This is a genomic window from Erwinia sp. MYb375, from assembly GCF_037479175.1.
Lineage (GTDB): Bacteria > Pseudomonadota > Gammaproteobacteria > Enterobacterales > Enterobacteriaceae > Erwinia > Erwinia rhapontici.
On record NZ_JBBGZS010000023.1, the window covers coordinates 462,800 to 484,433 of the forward strand.

Consider the following 21,634-nt stretch of genomic DNA (forward strand, 5'->3'; position numbering starts at 1 on the left):
GGCACGGCGGCAATCAGCACCAGCAGCATAATGGTGCTGGTGCTGCGGCGGTTGTGGGTGTAAGGCGAACTTGCAATACGAAAAGCCATTTAATCCTCTTGCGTTGAAGGCTGCTGCGATTTACGCGCTTTCACGCGCGCAATGGCCGCTGCCACCGCCGCTTTACGTGCATCATCTGAAGCGGCAGGCGCTTCACTCTCTTCTGTTTTCACTGACTCTTCTGCAGTCTGCGCGGCTTTCTTCGCCTTTGCGCGGGCAATGGCGGCTTCAATAGCCGCTTTGCGTGCATCCACCACCGGTTCAGCCGACGGCGATTCGGCTTCAGCGGGTTGTGCTGCGCTGGCAGTGGCCTGCGCGGCTTTCTTCGCCTTTGCGCGGGCAATGGCGGCCTCAATAGCCGCTTTGCGCGCATCCACCACCGGTTCAGCCGACGGCGATTCGGCTTCAGCGGGTTGTGCTGCGCTGGCGGTGGCCTGCGCGGCTTTCTTCGCTTTTGCACGAGCAATGGCAGCTTCCACTGCTGCTTTGCGTGCATCCACCACCGGTTCAGCCGACGGCGATTCGGCTTCGGCAGGTGCTGTTGCGCTGGCAGTGGCCTGAGCGGCTTTCTTCGCTTTTGCCCGTGCAATGGCAGCTTCTACTGCCGCTTTACGCGGATCGTCAGTCTGGCGGGTAACGGGCTCGCTGCTGGACTGTTCTTCCACCTGGCGGGCACGTGCTTCGGCCTGACGCGCTTCTCGCTGCGCCTGTTTTGCTGCCTGGGCAGCGGTATCCTGGCCGGATGCCTCAGCCTGCTTCGCTTTGACGCGCTCGCGTGCCGCGCTGATCGCATCGGCGTCACTGGCGGCTACGCTGCGTTTTGCCTGTTGATGTTTGGCATCGCGCGCGGCTTTTTCACGTTCAAGGCGAAGCTGGCGTGCTTCAAAACGGCTCTTCGCCAGCGCATTACGTTCGGCCTCCTGGTCAATGGCCAGGATCTCCGCTTTCTCCTGACGGTAATACTGTACCAGCGGGATATTACTCGGGCAGACGTAAGCGCAGGCACCGCACTCAATACAGTCAGCAATATTATGTTCACGCGCTTTGTCGTGATCGCCGCCCCGGCTGTACCAGTAAAGCTGTTGCGGTAACAGGGCTGCCGGGCAGGCATCGGCACAGGCGCTGCAACGGATGCAGCCCTGTTCCGGTTCGTTCTGGCCCATTTCGCTGGCGGCGGGTGCGAGAATACAGTTGGTGATCTTCACCACGGGCACATCCAGCGTTGGCAGGGTAAAGCCCATCAACGGGCCACCCATCACCACCATCTGCTCTGCACCCGGCATAAAATCAGCCTGTTGCAAAAGATGGCTGATGGGGGTGCCGAGACGCGCCCAGACATTGCCCGGCTTTGCCACGGACTCACCGGTCAGTGTCACCACGCGTTCGGTCAGTGCTTCACCGTCGACAATGGCGCGCTTAACGGCAAAAGCGGTGCCGACATTCTGCATCAGCACGCCGATATCGGTTGAACGTCCACCGTGCGGCACTTCCTTCCCGGTCAGAATTTTGGTCAGCTGCTTGGCACCGCCTGAGGGGTACTTGGTCGGGATCACCCGGATATGCAAATCCGTGGCACTGCCTAACGCCTGCTTAAGCGCGGCAATTGCCTCGGGTTTATTATCCTCGATGCCGATTAAGACCTGCTCTGCCTGCAGGATCCACGCGAGGATGCGGCTGCCTTCCAGCACGTCGTCGGCACAGTCCTGCATCAGACGATCATCGGCGGTGATGTAAGGCTCGCACTCCGCTGCGTTGATAATCAGGGTGTTCACACCACGCAGGCCGCCTTTCAGTTTCGTCGCCGTGGGGAAACCCGCGCCGCCAAGACCGGCAACGCCAGCCTGATGGACTTTCTCCACCAGAATGCTGCGTTCCACGCTGCGATAATCGCTCAGGGTCTGCTTATCCACCCAGCGGTCTTCGCCATCCGGGGTAATAAACAGGCACATTTCAGCCAGCGCCGACGGATGGGCCGTCATATGTGGCGCAATCTTCGTGACAGTACCCGAGGTCGGCGCGTGGATCGGTAACATGCGGCCGTTGCCGAAGGTCAGCGGTTGCCCGCGCAGCACCTTATCGCCCGGGCGCACGCCAATCTCGCCTTCATGGCCGATATGCTGCTTCAGGGGCAGAATAAATTGCGCAGGTAATGGCAGCTGGCGCAGCGGCACGCCATTAGACTGGGTTTTCATCTCCGGTGGATGAATGCCACCTTCGAAATCCCAGAGCCGATCTTTTTTAAAGAAATTAAGCAGGTTAAACATGACTTTCTACAGGAATAACCCGGATTGGGATGGTGTTGAGATCCCATTTCCAGTTAGCAGTGGTAGTCGCAACCGGACGCATCTCGATGCAGTCGGTCGGGCAGGGGGCAACGCACAGATCGCAGCCGGTACAGACGTCGCTTAATACGGTGTGCATCGCGCGCGTGGCACCGACAATGGCATCAACCGGGCAGGCCTGAATACATTTGGTACAACCGATACAGTTGGCTTCGTCAATCCAGGCCACTTTGCGTTCCGGCTCCGTGGGCATTTTATCGCCCAACGGTTGAGGATCAACATTAAGCAGCGCCGCCAGCTTAAGCATGGTCTGCTCGCCGCCGGGAGCACATTTATTGATCATCTCACCGTTATTGCCCACGGCGTCCGCATAAGGACGGCAGCCAGGGTAACCGCACTGGCCGCACTGGCTTTGTGGCAGAATCGCATCGATCTGCTCAACAATCGGATCTTCTTCCACTTTGAAACGGCGCGAGGCATACCCCAGCAGTCCACCGAAAACCAGACTGAGCGCACTTAACACGGCAATCGCTATCCAAATCGCACTCATCAGAACTTGACCAACCCGCTAAAGCCCATAAATGCCAGCGCCATCAGTCCGGCGGTGATCAGTGCAATGGAAGAGCCTTTAAACGGTGCCGGGACATCGGCCAGCACCAGGCGCTCGCGGATACCGGCGAACAGCACCATCACCAGAGAGAAGCCCAGTGAAGCACTGAAACCGTAAAGCGCGGCCTGAAGGAAAGTATGATTGAGATTAACGCTTAACAGCGGCACGCCAAGCACGGCACAGTTAGTGGTGATCAGCGGCAGGAAAATACCTAACAGGCGATAAAGGTCAGGACTGGTCTTACGCACCACCATCTCGGTGAACTGCACCACCACGGCGATCACCAGGATATACGCCATGGTTCGCAGATAGACGAGATCCAGCGGCAGCAGGATCAGGTGGTTCACCAGCCAGGCGCAAATGGAGGCCAGTGTGATAACGAATGTCGTGGCGAGTCCCATGCCAATTGCCGTTTCCAGTTTTTTGGAAACGCCCATAAAGGGACAGAGGCCGAGAAACTTCACTAAAACGAAGTTATTCACCAGCACTGTGCCAATAAAAAGAAGCAGGTATTCGGTCATTGATACGCCTGAAAATATAGAGAAAGCCGCTTATTATCAGGCATTGCGTGCCTGACCACAACCGCTGCGGGTCTGTGGGTTTTTAATAGCGCACTCAGGATTAAATTTCTGACGCTTTTTTCGACATCAGGGTGCGATAAAAGTGTTTTTAACCCGCTGAGAACGCTTGAAATAGGGTACAAACACGCTGGCCGCCAACAGAGCGAGCAGCAGGCTGTTGACCACCGCGCTGTCTTCCACCGGCGCGAAGAGAAAGGCCTTAAGCGCCAGCAGCACGTTGATCAACAGCCAGATAATGTAATGGCGCGGCAGGCGCGGAGAACGCTTGCAGAACATCCAGATAATCCAGGTACTGTAGCTCAGCATCAGTATTGTCGTCAGCAGGAAGGCCCCCCACAACAACAGCGCAGACGATGGCAGATTGGATAACGCATTGCGAAAGGCTGGGCCAATCAGTCCGCCCCCATAGATTATCAACACCAGAATCATATTCATGACGACTAACACCAGCCAGGTCAACGGCACAAAAAGCCAGCCACCGAGGCGCGGTTTAGAATTAACAGGCACAGATTGTCCTTATTCAGCCAGAGACGGCAAAGCGCGCATTGCACAGAGCCCTACGCATGATGAGGAGGATTATACGGAATATCGCGCTTCAGGTCATCAGGGCGATAATCAACTGCCGGGCTACACCACGTAGTGCCAGACTGTTTTCGGGACGCAGCCGAGGTCGAACAGGCGTCCACCGGAGGCCAGCTCCGCCCGACGATGGTCGGCGGCGCGGTACATCTGGATAATATCGCTGTCATCGGTCAGGGAGTAATTCAAATGGTCAAAGAGTTTTTCCAGCGTCTCCAGAGAATTAACTTTGCGAAATTTTAACAAATAGTCTTGAACGGTCATTGCGGTCAGCCAGCGACAGAATAATGAGTCGCTGATTATATGTTGCAGAGAAAAAGATTCCACGTTGTTTCGGCTTTGTAATATAAAAATCAGAAAATTCAGCATTCCTTCTAAGCCATACGCAATACGGCCCCGGCGGGCAGCCGGTTTTACGCGACAGATTAAACTGTGCAGCAGCTCACAAATCTGCTGTTTGATCGGGGGTGAACGGAAGGGGAGTGCGGGTGACAGAACTTCACGCGGTATTGTAATCGCTTCCAAATGCTTCTGGCGCAACCGCTTATGTTTATTACAGTTATTTAACCTTCTTTTGGCGCCCTGTGCGCGTTTTTTCCATATCGATTAGCGCAGAAACAGATCGGTCTTGTCGCGTAAGCTATTTGATTTGTTGAATTTTGTGAGCATTGTCGTAAATGTTTTCTGGTGAATAGTCCAGGCTTTAGTGGCTCTTAACCCTATACGATAAAATCCCATCAGAGGAAAAATGATCATGTGGAAGCGTTTACTCTTAACCACTCTCATCAGTGCCAGCCTGTCTGCACCGGCGCTGGCCGAATCCATGACCGTTGGATTCTCACAGGTTGGCTCTGAATCGGGCTGGCGCGCAGCAGAAACCAGCGTGGCAAAAAGTGAGGCTCAGAAACGCGGCATTACGCTGAAAATCGCGGACGGCCAGCAAAAACAAGAGAATCAAATCAAAGCTGTACGCTCCTTTATCGCTCAGGGCGTTGACGCAATCTTTATTGCGCCCGTCGTTCAGACCGGCTGGGAGCCCGTGCTCTCGGAAGCCAAAGACGCCAAAATTCCGGTCTTCCTGCTCGATCGTGCCATCGTCGTCAAAGATAAATCGCTCTATCAGGCCGTCGTCACCGCAGATAATGTTTACGAAGGTAAGTTGATCGGTGACTGGCTGGTCAAACATCAGGCAGGCAAACCCTGTAACGTCGTGGAGCTGCAAGGCACGGTGGGTGCCAGCGTGGCTATTGACCGTAAAAAAGGCTTTGCTGAAGCCATTGCTAACACACCCAATATTAAAGTGATCCGCTCGCAGTCCGGCGACTTTACCCGTAGCAAAGGGAAAGAAGTCATGGAAAGTTTTATTAAGGCAGAAAACAACGGCAAGAATATCTGCATGGTTTACGCCCATAACGATGATATGGCGATCGGTGCCATTCAGGCAATTAAAGAAGCCGGACTTAAACCGGGGAAAGATATTTTAACCGGATCGATTGATGGCGTGCCGGATATTTACAAAGCGATGCTGGCAGGTGAGGCAAATGCCAACGTGGAGCTGACGCCAAATATGGGGGGTCCTGCTTTTTAGGCGGTTAAAAAACTAAAAAACCACGGCACTATGCCGCAAAAAATTATCAAAACTGAAACGAAACTGTTCCTGCCAGCCGACGCTCAGGCACAGCTGGACACCAAAAAAGGGATGGGTTACTGATCCCCTCACCGCCCCGTTGGGGGGGGGTTTATCATGGGCGGGGGGGCAAAATTGCCAACGATACCCCACTGGCCGCCATGCTGAATATCAGCAATGTCAGCAAATCCTTTCCCGGCGTCCGGGCGCTGGATAATGTCTCGTTTGACCTTCGCCCAGGCGAAATCATGGCGCTACTGGGGGAGAACGGTGCAGGAAAGTCCACGTTGATCAAGGTACTGACTGGCGTCTATCAGCGCGATGACGGGACCATCATGCTCGGCGGGCAGGCGATAACCCCCCGCAATACGGCAGAAGCCCAGCAGCTGGGAATTGGTACCGTCTACCAGGAAGTGAACCTGCTGCCCAATATGTCAGTCGCTGACAATTTGTTTATCGGCCGCGAGCCGAAACGCTTTGGTCTGATTGACCGTAAGACATTAAATCAGCGGGCGGTGAAGCTGATGGCCGACTACGGTTTTGAGCTGGATGTGACACGTCCCCTCGGACAGTACTCGGTGGCAATGCAGCAAATTATCGCCATTTGCCGCGCGGTGGATCTCTCGGCAAAAGTGCTGATCCTCGACGAGCCGACTGCCAGTCTGGATGCCAGTGAAGTCACCATGCTGTTCACGTTGATGACGCAACTCAAAGAGAAAGGCATGAGCCTGATCTTTGTCACTCATTTCCTTGACCAGGTTTACCGCATTACCGACCGCATTACCGTGCTGCGTAACGGGCAGTTTATCGCCACACGCGATACCCGAACGCTGCCGCAAATAGAGCTGATCAAGCTGATGCTGGGGCGCGATCTGCTGGAAACCGCCTTACAGCGGGCTGGCAGCACGCTGAAAAGCAATCAGCCCGTGGTGGAATTTAAAGACTATGGCAAAAAAGGGACGATTGAACCCTTCAGCCTGAGCGTGCGTCCCGGGGAGGCCGTTGGGCTGGCTGGCCTGCTGGGGTCAGGACGTACGGAAACCGCTGAGCTGTTGTTCGGCATTAAACGTGCTGACAGCGGCCGCGCCTTCATCAAGGGGAAACCGCAAACAATCCGTTCGCCGGCCCAGGCATCGAAGCTGGGCATGGGCTTCTGCCCGGAAGATCGTAAAACCGACGGCATTATTGGCGCAGCATCGGTACGCGAAAATATCATCCTGGCGTTGCAGGCCCAGCGCGGCTGGCTGCGCCCGATCCCAAAACGTGAGCAGCAACAGGTGGCTGACCGCTTTATCAAAAGCCTGGGGATCCGTACCCCGGACGCAGAGCAGCCGGTGGAATTGCTCTCCGGCGGTAACCAGCAGAAGGTTTTGCTGTCCCGCTGGCTGGTGACAAAACCGCAGTTTCTGATTCTGGACGAACCCACGCGTGGCATTGATGTGGGTGCCCACGCAGAGATTATCCGTCTGATTGAGACGCTCTGTGCCGACGGCCTGGCGCTGCTGGTGATTTCGTCGGAGCTGGAGGAGCTGGTGGGGTACGCTGACCGCGTGGTGATCCTGCGCGATCGCCAGCAGGTAGCGGAAATACCACTGGAACAACTGTCCGTTGCGGCCATCGTTAACGCGATTGCCGCAGGAGGGGAGCAACATGCCTGAATCGCATCTGATGGCGGGGAAACCACCGATGTTAAAACGAAAACTACCGCCGGGATTACCGCAGATTGGCGCACTGCTGCTGGTGCTGATTATTGACAGTCTGGTGGCAAACAACTTTTTTGCTGTCCATCTGCAGGACGGACGACTGTTCGGTAGCCCGATTGATATTCTCAACCGCGCCGCCCCCGTCGCGATCCTGGCGATCGGTATGACGCTGGTGATCGCCACCGGGGGCATCGATCTGTCGGTGGGTGCCGTGATGGCGATTGCAGGCGCAACGGCGGCCACGCTGACCGTGGCCGGGCACAGTATTCCGGTGATTATTCTGGTCACGCTGGGCAGCGGCATTCTGTGTGGATTATGGAATGGGGTGCTGGTGGCGTTACTGAAGATCCAGCCGTTTGTCGCCACATTAATCCTGATGGTGGCGGGGCGCGGTATCGCGCAGCTGATCACCCAGGGGCAAATTGTCACCTTCGACAGTGATGCGCTGGCGCGGCTCGGCAGCGGGACATTGCTGCTGTTGCCCGTTCCGGTGTGGATCACGCTGACCCTCGCACTGCTGGTCTGGTTGCTGACACGAAAAACAGCGCTGGGGATGTTTATTGAAGCGGTGGGGATCAACCTGCGTGCGGCGCGCAATGCGGGCGTCAACGGCTGGCTGGTGGTGATGAGCACCTATATTCTCAGCGGGCTGTGCGCCGCGGTGGCCGGGCTGATTGTGGCGGCGGATATTCGCGGTGCCGATGCCAACAACGCCGGATTGTGGCTGGAGCTGGACGCGATTCTGGCGGTGGTGATTGGCGGTGCATCTCTGATGGGCGGGCGATTTAATCTGCTGCTGTCGCTGATTGGTGCGCTGATTATTCAGGCCATGAACACCGGTATTCTGCTGTCCGGTTTCCCGCCAGAACTGAATCAGGTGGTGAAAGCGGTAGTGGTGATGCTGGTCCTGTTGCTGCAATCCCCGCGCTTTATTCAACTGTTTAAACGAGGGCACCGCCGTGATTAAACGTCATCTGCCATTAATGATCACCCTGCTGGTGTTTGTGGCGGGGTATTTGTTCTGTCTGAGCCAGTTTCCGGGGTTTGCTTCAACAAGGGTGATCGCCAATATCCTCACGGACAATGCCTTCCTCGGTATTATTGCCGTTGGTATGACCTTTGTGATCCTCTCTGGCGGTATTGACCTGTCGGTGGGGGCGGTGATCGCGTTTACCGGGGTGTTCCTTGCCCGTTTGATTGGTGATTTCCATGTCGACCCGTGGCTGGCCTTTGCGCTGGTGATGTCGCTGGGGACGGCGTTCGGTGCCTTTATGGGCTGGCTCATTGATGCCCTGAAAATCCCGGCGTTTATTATCACGCTGGCCGGGATGTTTTTCCTGCGCGGCTGTAGCTATCTGGTGGCCGAGAGTTCATTACCGATCGATCACCCACTGTATGCCACGCTCTCATCCATGGCGTGGAAGATCCCGGGAGGCGGGCGCCTGAGTTTGCTGGCGGTGATTATGCTGGTGGTGGTGGCGTTCGGTATTCTGCTGGCGCACCGCAGCCGTTTTGGTAATCAGGTCTACGCCATTGGCGGCAACGCCACCTCTGCAAAGCTGATGGGGATTTCCACCCGCAGCACCACGGTGCGTATCTATATGCTGTCATCGGGTCTGGCGACGCTGGCAGGGATTGTGTTCTCCATTTATACCTCGGCGGGGTATGCGCTGGCGGGCATGGGCGTGGAGCTGGACGCCATCGCCTCGGTGGTGATCGGCGGCACGTTGCTGTCGGGGGGTGTCGGCACGGTACTGGGGACGCTGTTTGGCGTGCTGATCCAGGGGCTGATTCAGACCTGGATAAACTTTGATGGCACATTGAGTTCATGGTGGACGAAGATTGCCATCGGTGTGCTGCTGTTTGCGTTTATTGCGCTGCAACGGCTGCTGACGGTGATGTGGGATCGGCAGCAGAATGCGCCGGTGAAGCGATTAAGTTAAGTTCACGACTCATAACCCCAAGGGCGGGCCTTATTATGCGGTCCGCCAGTCGCCGCCGCCCTTTGCGGCAGGCGCTGCGTCCACTGCGTGGATGCCTTCGCAAGCGCGGTTCACTTCACGTAAGGGCAGACCCTTTTTTCCGGTTTGCCCGTGATGTTGAGCAGCGGACTGACCCGGTTTTACGGGGAGATCATCTAAATATGTCTTGCCAGTTATCTGGCAAGACAGTGTCTACGTGATGAGGTTAAAAATCATCCTGTTGCAGGTAGCACCAGGCGTACTGCGCATAAAGTTCGGCCCCGGTCACCATCACATCTTCATCTATATAAAAACGGCCGTGATGGTGCGCCCAGTCGGTGCCTTTCTCTGCATTGCCGCAGCCGAGCAGGGCAAAACAGCCGGGGATATTTTCCATAAAGAAGCTGAAATCCTCACCACCGGTGGTCGGTTTCTCGTCAAACAGCACCCCGGCCCCAAACGCATCGCTGATCACGGACTGTGCCAGCAGCGCACTGCGTGCCTCGTTAATCACCGGCAGTGTGCCGTAGGTGTACTCAACCTGCGCTGTTGCACCATAGATTGCCGCCGTATGTTGCGCATAACGTTCAATCGCCGCTTTAAGACGCTCACGGGTGGCGACGTCAAAGCAGCGCACCGTGCCATCCAGAACCGCATTTTCGGCGATAACGTTAAAACGTGTGCCCACTTCCATACGCCCGATGGTCACCACGGCGGACGCCAGCGCGGACGTTTCCCGCGCCACAATGGCCTGCAGATTCATCACAAACGATGAGGCCACCACCGCCGCGTCAATACAGGCTTCCGGCATCGAACCGTGGCCACCGCGCCCTTTAAACGTGACTTTCAGCAGGTCGGCGGAGGCAAAGGATGAACCGACGTTGCAGGACACTTTACCAGAGGCAGTCGTCGTCCAGATATGCATGCCAAAAACGTTATCAACGCCGTCCACCGCGCCCTGTTTCACCATGGCACGCGCACCCTGGGCGATCTCTTCTGCAGGCTGGAAAATCAGTCTTACATTACCGCGCAAACGGGAGCGATGCTCCTGTAAAGCTCTGGCTGCCGTCAGCAGCATTGCGGTGTGGGCATCATGCCCGCAGGCGTGCATTTTACCGTCAGTCAGGGATTTATAGCTGAGTGAGTCGCTGAGCTCCTGCACTGGCAGCGCATCCATGTCAGCGCGCAGAGCGACAGTTTTACCCGGTTTACCCCCACGGATCTCGGCAATGATCCCGGTCGGTTGCGTGCGGCGATAGTCGATGCCCATTTCATCCAGCAGAGCGGCCACCGTATTGGTGGTGCGTACTTCTTCCCATGGCAGTTCCGGGTGGGCATGCAGGTCGCGGCGCAGGGCGATCATCGCGTCAACATGTGCATGGACGGATTTTTTAATATCGTGATTAATCACTGTTTAGCTTCCTTGTTGGTTTTTTATGCAGGAATAATATATGCCACCATGACACCGGCCATCACCACGGACACCATGGTCACGGAGATAAATCCACCGACCAGCATCGGGGCCAGCATGTGCTGCATCAGCACCTCGCGCTCATTTTCATCGCGGGTCAGGGCGGTAATGGCTTCATGGGTAATAATATAGTCTGCCGGGAAACCGTACATTGAGGTCAGGGCGATGGCGAAGGCCATCTCGGTGCTGACGCCCAGCAGCTTACCCACCACCCAGCAGACGATAAACATGCCGATAACCGCAGTGGCGATCAGCACCAGCATGGGCAACAGCAGGCGCAATAACATCTCCGGCGTCGCGCGGTTCAGCGTATCAAAGATAAACAGCATCAGCCCCATCACCGCAAAGCCAAAACCGTTGGCTTTCTGTAATGGCTGCTTCTCTAAAAAGCCTAGCGTGGTCGCCACCACGCCAAACAGCAGGCACAGGACAAACGGGCTGACGGAGATGACTGGCGCCAGCCAGTCAGACACCCGATACGCCAGATAGCCGACGGCCGCCAGGCGCAGGAATTTAAAGTAGCTGGTGTTGTAATGGGCTGGAAAGCGTTTAAACAGGCGTGGCATGACATCCGCTGACGGGTGCGCTGCCACCGCAGACGTCTCTGCCGTCACGACTGTCTGAGGCCACGCCCCGCTGCGGTACAGGCTCAGCACTCGCTTGCCCTCGCGTTGCAGCATAATGGCGGTTAGCGGATAACCGGCAAAGCCCTGCATCACGTAGATCAGAATAGCGAATACCGACAAATCGACCAGACCCGCACTGGCCGCGCCTTTCGACATAATAATTGCCGAAACGATACCGCCAACCAGTGGCGGGATAGTGACGATAGCCGTATTAAAATCGAACAGTAGCAGGCAGACGCCAAAGACTGTGACAAAAATACCGGCGATACCGGCCAGAGAAATAACAATCGTCTTCCACTGACGGATCAACTCCGGCACTGACAGCAGCGTGCCCATATTGGTGATCAGCAGATACATCAGCAACACCGCCACCACCGGCGTGATCCCGGCAACGCTGACAATATCTTTGGGGAAAAAAGTCCAGTAACCGATTAAAAACAGTACCGCGCAGACAAAGACGGAAGGTACCCACGCTTTCGTTCTGACTGAAACCAGATCACCGAGATATAGAATAGAAATAATCAGTAAAAGAGCGAGCATTTGCGACATGAACCACTTCCATTTGAATAATTATTAGAATAATCCCCCTGACCGAGGCGCGAATGACGATGTGATTAAAACTCAATGAAATCATGGGGTTTCCAGCTTCGAGGTTTCATAGTAAGCGGAATGCAGCCGTGCTGACCAGCAGAGATTGAAATAAAGTGAAAGGCGGTGGAAACAGGAAGGCACCACGGTGGGACGGTAGGGGCGGACCTCTTGCGGTCCGCCTGATATCTCACTGAACCTGTGGGATTAACGTTGATTCAAACGGTAGTACGCTTCATTCCAGCGCAGGGCATCGCGGAACCCGTGCAGTGTTGTCTCTTCATCGATCACCAGCACCTCAATCCCGTGCAGTTCAGCATAGAGGCGCATATCTTCCACCGTCAGCGCCTGGCTGAACACCGTATGGTGTGCACCGCCGCCGAGGATCCAGGCTTCAGACGCTGTCGCCAGCGAAGGCTGCGCACGCCACAGTGCACGGGCCACCGGAAGCTTAGGCAGGGCCTGCGGCTGTTCAATCGCATCCACCACATTCACCAGCAGGCGGAAACGGTCGCCCATATCAATCACACTGGCGTTCACCGCGCGCCCGGCAGGGGCAGAGAAGATCAAGCGGGCCGGATCGGCTTTGCCACCAATACCCAGCGGCTGCACATCCAGCAGCGGTTTGGCTTCGCGTGCAATGGTCGGGCAGACTTCAAGCATATGGGAACCCAGCACCAGATCGTTACCCGGTGCGAAGTGATAGGTGTAATCCTCCATAAACGAGGTGCCGCCCGGTAAATCCCCTGCCATCACCTTGAACACATGCAGCAGTGCAGCGGTTTTCCAGTCACCTTCACCGGCAAAACCATAGCCTTGCTGCATCAGGCGCTGAACCGCCAGACCTGGCAACTGCGTCATGCCATGCAGGGTCTGGAAATTCGTGGTAAAAGCACGGCAGCCTTCATCGTCCAGGAAGCGCTTGATCCCCAGCTCAATACGGGCAGCATCCAGCACATTCTGGCGCTTATTACCGTTTACCGCTGCCGCCGCGCTGAACTCATAGCTGCTTTCATACTCGTCGATTAGTGTGTTCACATCGCCGTCGCTGACCTGGTTGATCACGTCCACCAGATCGCCCACGCCCCAGCCATTGACCGCATAGCCGAACTGGATCTGTGCCGCGACTTTATCGCCTTCGGTTACCGCGACTTCACGCATATTGTCGCCAAAGCGCGCCACTTTGAGCTGCTGGCTGGCGAGCAGGGCGGCGGCACCGCGCATCCATTGGCCGATACGCTGCTGGGAACGCTCGTCCTGCCAGTGTCCGGTCACCACCTGATGCGGCAGGCGCATACGCGCGCCAATAAAGCCGAACTCACGCCCGCCGTGTGCGGTCTGGTTCAGGTTCATAAAGTCCATATCCATCGTGTCCCACGGGATTTCCGCATTGAACTGGGTATGGAACTGCAACAACGGTTTATTCAGGATCGACAGGCCGCCAATCCACATTTTTGCCGGAGAGAAAGTATGCAGCCAAGTGATAATGCCCAGGCAGCTTTGATCGTGATTAGCCTCGCGGCACAGCGACAGCGCTTCATCAGGGGTTTTCACCAGCGGTTTAAGGACCAGCGGGAAGGGCAGTTTACCCGCCCGATTTAAGCCATCCACCACCTGCTGTCCATGCTGCTCTACCTGGCGCAGGGTTTCCGCACCGTAAAGATGCTGTGTACCAATCACAAACCATACGCTACGGGCGTTTAACTGTGTCATAAAACGATTCCTTAACTGACTGATGAAGGTTGTGGGGCAAACTGCGGTTCCGCCAGTTCACACCATTCAAGATAACGTTGATAAAGCTGCTGGAAGCGGGCAACGCGCATCGGGTCCGGTTGCAGGGTTTGTTCCAGCGGGCTGGCCATCTGCGCCTGCGCTGCGGGGATATCCGCATACACGCCAGCGGCCACGGCGGCAAAGATCGCCGCGCCCAGTGCACAGCACTCATCGGAGGCGACAATATCCAGCGGACGGTTCATCACGTCGCAACACACCTGCATGATGGTCGGTGATTTGCGGGCAATCCCACCCAGCGCGAGGATTTGCTGCACCGGAATATCCTGCTGTTCGAAACACTCCATAATGGCGCGTGCGCCAAATGCGGTGGCGGCAATAAACCCGCCAAACAGCGTCGGAGCATCGGTGCCCAGATTCAGATCGGTGATCACGCCTTTCAGGCGCTGGTTGGCAAAGGGGGTACGACGGCCGTTAAACCAGTCGAGTACCACCGGAAGATGGTCAAGCTGTGGGTCAGCCGCCCAGGCGGCGGTCAGCTGTTCCAGCAGGCTGTGCTGGATCGCTTCCAGCTGCGGCTGCAGGTCGGGGTGCAGCGTGGCCGCCTGCACTAACGGCCAGCTCAGCAGGCGGCCAAACCAGGCATACATATCGCCAAAGGCTGACTGCCCGGCCTCCAGGCCAATCATGCCCGGTACCACGCTGCCGTCCACCTGGCCGCAGATGCCTTTAATCGCCCGGTCAGCCACGCGATCCGCATCGGCAATCAGAATGTCGCAGGTGGAAGTACCTATGACTTTCACCAGGGTATAAGGCTGTGCGCCTGCGCCCACCGCGCCCATATGGCAGTCAAATGCCCCGCCGGACAGCACGACATGGTCCGGCAGACCAAGACGTTCGGCCCATTCGGCGCTCAGCTTGCCGACAGGCACATCGGCGGTCCAGGTCTCGGTGAACATCGGGTGATCGAGATCGGCCGTGAGCAACGGATCGAGAGCATTAAGGAATTTCGCTTCCGGCAGTCCCTGCCATAAAGGGTGCCAGAGGGATTTATGACCGGCAGCACAGCGGCCACGCTTCAGGTCGGCAGGGGCGGTAGTGCCGCTGAGCAGGGCGGGTACCCAGTCGCACAGTTCCACCCAGGAAACGGCGGCCTCACGTACTGCCGCATCGTTGCGGCTGATGTGCAGGATCTTGGCCCAGAACCATTCGGACGAATAGATACCGCCGATAAAGCGCGAGTAATCCTGATAGTCACCGCTGTGGCACAGCCGGGTAATAGCTTCGGCTTCTTCAATCGCGGTGTGATCTTTCCACAGCACGAACATCGCATTGGGGTTGTCGGCAAACTCCGGGCGCAGCGCCAGCACGCGGCCTTCACGATCGACAGGGGCGGGGGTGGAACCGGTGGAGTCCACGCCAATACCCACCACGTTAAGGCGCTGCTCAGGGGTTAATTTAGTGACAACGTCACGAATGGCCTGTTCCAGGGCATCAATATAGTCCTGCGGATGGTGACGGAACTGATTGTTCGCCGGGTTGCAGAATCGCCCGGCCTTCCAGCGAGGATAGGCAACCACGTGCTTGTGCAGCTCACGACCACTGGCGCAATCGACCGCCAGCGCCCTGACCGAGTCGCTGCCGAAATCCAGACCGAGGGTAATCGCACCCTTATGCATAGTTGTTCTCCGTTATGTTCAGAAGAGGCTCTTTTACTGTTCCTCTATCCTGGAAACATCGCGGCGGAGTGGTTAGGTGCGGCTGGCTGCAAATATGCACTTTTCTGCCATGCAGGGTGGGAATGTGATGGGCTTCAAATGTTGCCTGTCGGTTAAATTGGCTGAATAGATGGACAAAACGACTGTAATTTCAGTGTGTGATAGCGCTCTACATATTTCCCTTTACTTGCGGGTAAAACTAGCGCACTACCGCCACTGTTAAGTTGTCAGTGCTCAGGTAAGGTCTTGTTTAAATGCTTTTAATTTTTTCAACAACCGATTGTTACCGTTTACACAATCCCGCCCTGAGCGGGCACTGAGCCGGAGAGCCTCATGCACAAATTCACTAAAGCGCTGGCCGCGATTGGCCTCGCAGCCGTTATGTCACAATCCGCTATGGCGGAAACCATGAAGCTGGGTTTCCTGGTGAAACAACCGGAAGAACCCTGGTTCCAGACTGAATGGAAATTTGCCGATAAGGCCGGTAAAGATCTTGGCTTCGAGGTGATCAAAATCGCTGTGCCGGATGGTGAAAAAACCCTGAATGCTATCGACAGCCTGGCCGCCAGCGGTGCGAAAGGGTTTGTTATCTGTACACCGGATCCCAAACTCGGCTCTGCCATTGTGGCCAAAGCACGCAGTTATGGCCTGAAAGTGATCGCGGTGGATGACCAGTTTGTGACCGCGAAAGGCAAACCGATGGACACCGTACCGCTGGTGATGATGGCTGCCACCAAAATTGGCGAACGTCAGGGTCAGGAACTGTACAAAGAGATGCAGAAACGCGGCTGGGATGTGAAAGACACCGCGGTGATGGCGATCACCGCCAATGAGCTGGACACTGCCCGTCGCCGTACCGGCGGCTCTATTGATGCCCTGAAAACGGCCGGATTCCCGGAAAAACAGATTTACCAGATCCCCACCAAATCTAACGATATCCCCGGCGCCTTTGATGCCGGTAACTCCCTGCTGGTTCAGCATCCTGAAGTGAAGAACTGGCTGATTGTTGGCATGAACGATAACACCGTACTGGGTGGCGTCCGTGCGACCGAAGGTCAGGGCTTTAAAGCGCCGAATGTGATTGGTATTGGCATTAACGGTGTGGATGCAGTGAGTGAACTGTCGAAAGGCCAGGCGACCGGATTCTATGGTTCGCTGCTGCCAAGCCCGGATGTCCACGGTTACCGCAGTATCCAGATGCTGCATGACTGGGTGACGAAAGATATCGAGCCTGCCAAATTTACCGAAGTGACCGATGTGGTGCTGATCACCCGCGACAACTTCAAAGCAGAACTGGCGAAAAAAGGCCTGATGTAATCCGTGGCAGCGGGGGGGGCGGGGCCCCCCCCCTACAAAACACATGACGACAGGGGCGAGGGATGCCCGCCCCCTAAAAACCACACCACGACAGGGGCGAGGGATGCCCGCCCCCTGCAAAACACACGACTGCAGGGGCGACGGATTCCCACCCCCCGCAAAACACAAGACTGTAGGGGCGAGGCATGCCTCGCCCGGATGCCTCCACCCAAAAATGCAGGAGACACCATGACTTCGCAACCACCGTACCTCAGCTTTCACGGCATCAGCAAAACCTTCCCGGGCGTGAAGGCGTTACAGGACATCAGTTTTGACTGTTATGCCGGACAAGTGCATGCCCTGATGGGGGAAAACGGCGCCGGAAAATCAACGCTGCTCAAAATTCTCAGCGGAAGCTATCAGGCCAGCGGCGGGGAGATTCGCCTGCAGGGCCAGCCGGTTAATTTTCAGAAGACCACTGATGCGCTGAATGCCGGGGTGGCGATTATTTATCAGGAACTCCATCTGGTGCCGGAAATGTCGGTGGCAGAAAATATCTTTTTAGGCCAGTTGCCACAACGTGCCGGGCTGGTCAATCGCTCCCGCCTGCGCTCAGAAGCCGCGCGTCAGCTCAAAATCCTCGGTATGGATATTGACCCGGATATGCCGCTGAAATACCTCTCCCTTGGGCAGTGGCAGATGGTGGAAATTGCCAAAGCGTTAACGCGTAATGCGCAGGTTATCGCCTTTGATGAGCCGACCAGCTCGCTCTCGGCGCGTGAAATTGATCAGCTGTTCCGCGTGATCCGCCAACTGCGTGCCGACGGCCGCGTGGTGCTGTATGTCTCCCATCGCATGGAGGAGATTTTTGCCCTCAGCGATGCCATCACGGTGTTTAAAGATGGCCGCTACGTGCGCACCTTTACCGATATGGCCACCACTGGAAACGACGAGCTGGTGCAGGCGATGGTGGGACGTGAAATTGGTGATATCTACGGTTATCGACCACGCGCGCAGGGCGATGTGCGACTGAAACTGGACAATGTGCATGCCAAAGGCGTGCGCAGCCCGGTGTCGTTCAGCGTGCGTGCAGGGGAAATTGTCGGGCTGTTTGGCCTGGTGGGGGCCGGGCGCAGTGAGTTGATGAAAGGGCTGTTTGGTGCCACGCGTCTGACCAGCGGTGAACTGTGGCTTGATGGCAAAAAACTGCAGATTAACGAGCCGATTGAAGCCATTCGCGCCGGCATTATGCTCTGCCCGGAGGACCGCAAGGCCGATGGCATCATCCCGGTACATTCCGTACGCGACAACATCAATATCAGCGCCAGGCGTAATAACCTGAAGGCAGGTTGTCTGATCAACAACAGCTGGGAAGCCAGCAATGCCGGGGTGCATATTCGCTCGCTCAATATCAAAACCCCGTCGGCAGACCAGCTGATTATGAATCTGTCCGGGGGCAATCAGCAGAAGGCGATCCTCGGTCGCTGGCTGTCTGAAGAGATGAAAGTCATCCTGCTGGATGAACCCACGCGCGGCATTGACGTCGGCGCGAAAAACGAAATTTATCAGCTGATTTACGCCCTGGCCGACCAGGGTATTGCGGTGCTGTTTGCCTCCAGTGACCTGCCCGAAGTGATGGGGCTGGCTGACCGTATTCTGGTGATGCGCGAAGGCGAAATCGCCGGAGAGCTGGACCATAACGACGCCACTGAAGCCCTGACGCTGAGTCTGGCGATGCCAAAAACCGCCAAACCTGCCACACACGTGGCCTGACTATGCAGGAGAAACCTATGTCAACGACCTCATCTGTTACACCCGCTGCCCCATCGCGCTTCAGTCTGAGCCGCGTGTGGGACAACTTCGGCATGCTGGTGGTGTTTGCCGCGCTGTTTATTGCCTGCATGGTGTTTGTGCCGAATTTTGGTTCCCTTATCAATATGAAAGGCTTAGGGCTGGCGATGTCGATGTCCGGCATGGTGGCCTGCGGTATGCTGTTCTGCCTGGCGTCAGGCGACTTTGACCTGTCGGTAGCCTCGGTGATTGCCTGTGCCGGTGTCGTCTGCGCGGTGGTCATCAACATGACCGAAAGCCTGTGGATCGGGGTGATTGCCGGGCTGTTACTCGGCGTGGCCTGCGGCTTTGTGAACGGTTTCGTGATTGCCAAACTGAAAATCAACGCCTTGATCACCACGCTTGCCACGATGCAGATCGTGCGCGGGCTGGCGTATATCTTCTCCGACGGTAAAGCCGTGGGTATCGAAGACGAGCGCTTCTTCGCCCTGGGTTATGCCAGCTGGCTGGGCGTGCCGGCCCCGGTATGGCTGACCATTATTACCCTGGTGTTGTTTGCTTTCCTGCTCAACAAAACCACCTTTGGGCGCAACACGCTGGCGATTGGTGGCAATGAAGAAGCCGCCCGTCTGGCCGGTGTGCCGGTGGTACGCACCCGCATCATCATCTTTATTCTTTCCGGCCTGGTGTCGGCAGCGGCAGGGATCATCCTGGCATCGCGTATGACCAGCGGCCAGCCAATGACCTCGCTGGGTTATGAACTGATTGTTATCTCAGCCTGTGTGCTCGGCGGCGTTTCCCTGAAGGGCGGTATCGGTAAAATTTCTTATGTGGTGGCCGGGGTTCTGATCCTCGGAACGGTGGAAAATGCGATGAATTTACTCAATATATCGCCTTTCTCACAGTACGTGGTACGTGGTCTGATATTGTTAGCAGCGGTGATTTTCGACCGTTACAAACAAAAAGCGAAAGCGGTCTGACAGGAGGCGTTATGTATCATCGTCTGGCGCCCGTGGCGCAATCCAACCCGTTACTTCCCGGCTATCCGTTTAGCGCCTGGCTGGTGGCGGGGCTGACGCCCATTAATGCGATGGGGCCGCTTGATTTCTTTATCGACCGTCCCCACGGCATGAAAGGCTACATTCTCAACCTGACCATCAAAGGGCGCGGGCGGGTGTTTGACGGTGAAGCGGCCTTCGATTGTGAACCCGGTGACCTGCTGCTGTTTCAGCCTAAAACACCGCATTATTACGGGCGTCTGCCGGACAGCGATTGCTGGTATCACCGCTGGGTTTATTTTCGTCCACGCGCCTACTGGAGCGACTGGCTGGAGTGGCAGGATGAGGCGCAGGGCGTGGGGCGACTGCGGCTGCCGGAGTCATTACGCGGTGAGTTTGACCGTCTTTTTGCCAATATCGAACATACCCATAACTCCGGGCGTCCGTTTGCCGAAGAGCTGGCAATGAACCTGCTGGAGCGATTGCTGTTGCGGGCAGTACAGGAAGATCCGCGCAGTCAGCAACAGGTGCGCGATGCGCGTGTGGTGGAAGCCTGCCAGTATGTGACCAACAACCTGGCCGCAGAGGTGAAAATCGAAGAGGTGGCCAAACATGTCTGTCTGTCACCGTCACGGCTGGCGCATCTGTTCCGTGAGCAAATGGGTGTGAATCTGCTGCGCTGGCGTGAAGACCAGCGGGTGATCCGGGCCAAACTGCTGTTGCAGACCACTCAGGAGCCAATAGCCAGCATTGGCCGTGAAGTGGGCTATGACGACCAGCTCTATTTCTCGCGCGTGTTCCGCAAGCGGGCGGGCGTCAGCCCCAGCGACTTCCGTCGCCGCAGCCTGGACGCCCATGATGCGCTGGTTGCCCAGGAAACCTGGCATTTACCCCGACGTGCCCAGTAGGCGTAATTCAGCCAAATCCTTCTTGTGGTTAGTGAGTTGATCGTCTTAAATCAACGGGTAACCACGAGAGGGATTAATATGAGTGACAAGATTCGAGTTGGCCTGGTCGGCTACGGCTTTGCCAGTAAAACCTTCCATGCACCGCTGATTGCCGGCACATCAGAAATGGAACTGGCCGCCATTTCCAGCAGCGATGCGACCAAAGTCCAGGCCGACTGGCCGTCGGTACAGGTTGTGTCCGATCCCCAGACGCTGTTTGACGATCCCACCCTGCACCTGATCGTCATTCCTACCCCCAATGAAACCCACTTCCCGTTAGCCAAAGCCGCGCTCACCGCGGGTAAGCATGTGGTGGTGGATAAGCCGTTCACCGTGACGTTGTCACAGGCGCGGGAGCTGGATGCGCTGGCGAAGGCCAAAGGCCTGTTGCTGTCAGTGTTCCATAACCGCCGCTGGGACAGTGATTTCCTGACGGTGAAAGCACTGCTGGCTGAAGGGACGCTGGGGGACGTGCGTTATTTCGAGTCACACTTTGACCGTTTCCGCCCTCAGGTACAGCAGCGCTGGCGTGAGCAGCAGGTGCCGGGCAGCGGTATCTGGTACGATTTGGGTCCACATCTTATCGACCAGGCATTACAGCTGTTCGGTTCCCCGGTGGCGATTAATGTTGATACCGCCGAATTGCGTGCGGGTTCAGTGACGACGGACTATTTCCACGCCACGCTGATCTACCCACAGCGCCGCGTGGTGCTGCACGGTAGTTTACTGGTGGCCGCCGAATCTGCGCGTTATCTGGTGCATGGCACCAAGGGCAGCTATGTTAAATTCGGCCTCGATCCTCAGGAAGACAGCCTGAAGTCCGGTGCGCGTCCGCCGCAGGAAGACTGGGGCTACGATATGCGTGACGGCGTGCTGACGCTGGCGGATGGGGATGTGATGATAGAGAAAGCGCTGCTGACCATTCCCGGTAACTATCCGGCGTACTATGCCGCGATCCGTGATGCGGTGAACGGTACCGGCGAAAATCCGGTGAAGGCGGAAGAGGCGATTCAGGTGATGGAACTGATCGAGCTTGGCCTGCAATCGGCTGAGAAACGCCAGACGATGTCACTGAAATAGCAGACG

General features: G+C 56.5%; 18 protein-coding genes and 1 pseudogene. 9 read left to right on the forward strand and 10 right to left on the reverse strand.

Features of this window, described 5'->3' with window-relative positions:
* The 6 genes from WH279_RS15165 to ydgT form a co-directional block, all read right to left on the reverse strand.
* Positions 1-89 (reverse strand): hypothetical protein (locus WH279_RS15165; RefSeq protein ID WP_339458723.1); only part of this gene is annotated, 89 nt, incomplete at its 3' end.
* On the reverse strand, positions 90-2,303 hold the full coding sequence (rsxC, locus tag WH279_RS15170) for an electron transport complex subunit RsxC (protein WP_339457590.1): 2,214 nt from the start codon (positions 2,301-2,303) through the stop codon (positions 90-92).
* Positions 2,296-2,871: an electron transport complex subunit RsxB gene (gene rsxB / locus WH279_RS15175; protein WP_339457591.1), complete on the reverse strand. Its 576-nt coding sequence runs from the start codon at positions 2,869-2,871 to the stop codon at positions 2,296-2,298. The genes rsxC and rsxB overlap by 8 nt, the downstream gene beginning before the upstream one ends.
* Positions 2,871-3,452, reverse strand: a complete 582-nt coding sequence (gene rsxA, locus WH279_RS15180; protein ID WP_133845191.1) for an electron transport complex subunit RsxA — start codon at positions 3,450-3,452, stop codon at positions 2,871-2,873. Before rsxA ends, rsxB begins: the two co-directional genes overlap by 1 nt.
* Before the next feature lie 126 nt (positions 3,453-3,578).
* Positions 3,579-4,019, reverse strand: coding sequence for a DUF2569 domain-containing protein (locus WH279_RS15185; RefSeq protein ID WP_339457592.1), 441 nt, complete (start codon positions 4,017-4,019; stop codon positions 3,579-3,581).
* A 120-nt stretch (positions 4,020-4,139) separates the two neighbouring features.
* Positions 4,140-4,355, reverse strand: coding sequence for a transcription modulator YdgT (ydgT, locus tag WH279_RS15190; RefSeq protein WP_133845187.1), 216 nt, complete (start codon positions 4,353-4,355; stop codon positions 4,140-4,142).
* 490 nt (positions 4,356-4,845) lie between these two features.
* Between ydgT and ytfQ the strand changes: the two are divergent.
* From ytfQ to yjfF, 4 genes and pseudogenes are all read left to right on the forward strand, one after another.
* Positions 4,846-5,802: pseudogene (gene ytfQ, locus WH279_RS15195) on the forward strand (galactofuranose ABC transporter, galactofuranose-binding protein YtfQ).
* A gap of 77 nt (positions 5,803-5,879) precedes the next feature.
* Entirely contained in the window at positions 5,880-7,376 is a 1,497-nt protein-coding gene (ytfR, locus tag WH279_RS15200) for a galactofuranose ABC transporter, ATP-binding protein YtfR (RefSeq protein WP_339457593.1), read from the forward strand.
* Positions 7,369-8,388 carry a galactofuranose ABC transporter, ATP-binding protein YtfT gene (ytfT, locus tag WH279_RS15205; RefSeq protein WP_133845181.1) on the forward strand — a complete coding sequence of 340 codons (1,020 nt, stop codon included), beginning with the start codon at positions 7,369-7,371 and terminating at the stop codon, positions 8,386-8,388. The genes ytfR and ytfT overlap by 8 nt, the downstream gene beginning before the upstream one ends.
* Positions 8,381-9,364: a galactofuranose ABC transporter, permease protein YjfF gene (yjfF, locus tag WH279_RS15210; protein ID WP_227536226.1), complete on the forward strand. Its 984-nt coding sequence runs from the start codon at positions 8,381-8,383 to the stop codon at positions 9,362-9,364. Before ytfT ends, yjfF begins: the two co-directional genes overlap by 8 nt.
* Positions 9,365-9,608: 244 nt before the next feature.
* Here yjfF and WH279_RS15215 read toward each other — a convergent pair whose 3' ends face one another.
* The 4 genes from WH279_RS15215 to WH279_RS15230 all read right to left on the reverse strand — a co-directional run bounded on the left by WH279_RS15215 (position 9,609) and on the right by WH279_RS15230 (position 15,477).
* The gene (locus WH279_RS15215; protein ID WP_445235269.1) at positions 9,609-10,793 is read right to left on the reverse strand and encodes an amidohydrolase; all 1,185 of its coding nucleotides are present in this window, start codon (positions 10,791-10,793) and stop codon (positions 9,609-9,611) included.
* Between the two features lie 23 nt (positions 10,794-10,816).
* Positions 10,817-12,028: a hypothetical protein gene (locus WH279_RS15220; RefSeq protein ID WP_339457594.1), complete on the reverse strand. Its 1,212-nt coding sequence runs from the start codon at positions 12,026-12,028 to the stop codon at positions 10,817-10,819.
* 246 nt (positions 12,029-12,274) lie between these two features.
* Positions 12,275-13,780, reverse strand: a complete 1,506-nt coding sequence (araA, locus tag WH279_RS15225) for an L-arabinose isomerase (RefSeq protein ID WP_133845174.1) — start codon at positions 13,778-13,780, stop codon at positions 12,275-12,277.
* An 11-nt stretch (positions 13,781-13,791) separates the two neighbouring features.
* On the reverse strand, positions 13,792-15,477 hold the full coding sequence (locus tag WH279_RS15230; protein ID WP_133845172.1) for a ribulokinase: 1,686 nt from the start codon (positions 15,475-15,477) through the stop codon (positions 13,792-13,794).
* Positions 15,478-15,849: 372 nt separating this feature from the next.
* On the opposite strand from WH279_RS15230, the gene WH279_RS15235 reads away from it, so the two are divergent.
* The 5 genes from WH279_RS15235 to WH279_RS15255 all read left to right on the forward strand — a co-directional run bounded on the left by WH279_RS15235 (position 15,850) and on the right by WH279_RS15255 (position 21,628).
* The gene (locus tag WH279_RS15235) at positions 15,850-16,833 is read left to right on the forward strand and encodes an arabinose ABC transporter substrate-binding protein (RefSeq protein WP_133845170.1); all 984 of its coding nucleotides are present in this window, start codon (positions 15,850-15,852) and stop codon (positions 16,831-16,833) included.
* 228 nt (positions 16,834-17,061) lie between these two features.
* A complete protein-coding gene (gene araG / locus WH279_RS15240) occupies positions 17,062-18,585 on the forward strand; it encodes an L-arabinose ABC transporter ATP-binding protein AraG (protein WP_339457595.1) in 1,524 nt (507 codons plus the stop codon).
* 17 nt (positions 18,586-18,602) lie between these two features.
* Positions 18,603-19,583, forward strand: a complete 981-nt coding sequence (gene araH / locus WH279_RS15245; protein WP_133845166.1) for an L-arabinose ABC transporter permease AraH — start codon at positions 18,603-18,605, stop codon at positions 19,581-19,583.
* 11 nt (positions 19,584-19,594) lie between these two features.
* Positions 19,595-20,509 (forward strand): arabinose operon transcriptional regulator AraC, encoded by a 915-nt coding sequence (araC, locus tag WH279_RS15250; RefSeq protein ID WP_339457596.1) that lies wholly within the window; start codon positions 19,595-19,597, stop codon positions 20,507-20,509.
* A gap of 78 nt (positions 20,510-20,587) precedes the next feature.
* Positions 20,588-21,628: an oxidoreductase gene (locus WH279_RS15255; RefSeq protein WP_212814266.1), complete on the forward strand. Its 1,041-nt coding sequence runs from the start codon at positions 20,588-20,590 to the stop codon at positions 21,626-21,628.
* The last annotated feature ends 6 nt before the right edge of the window (positions 21,629-21,634 follow it).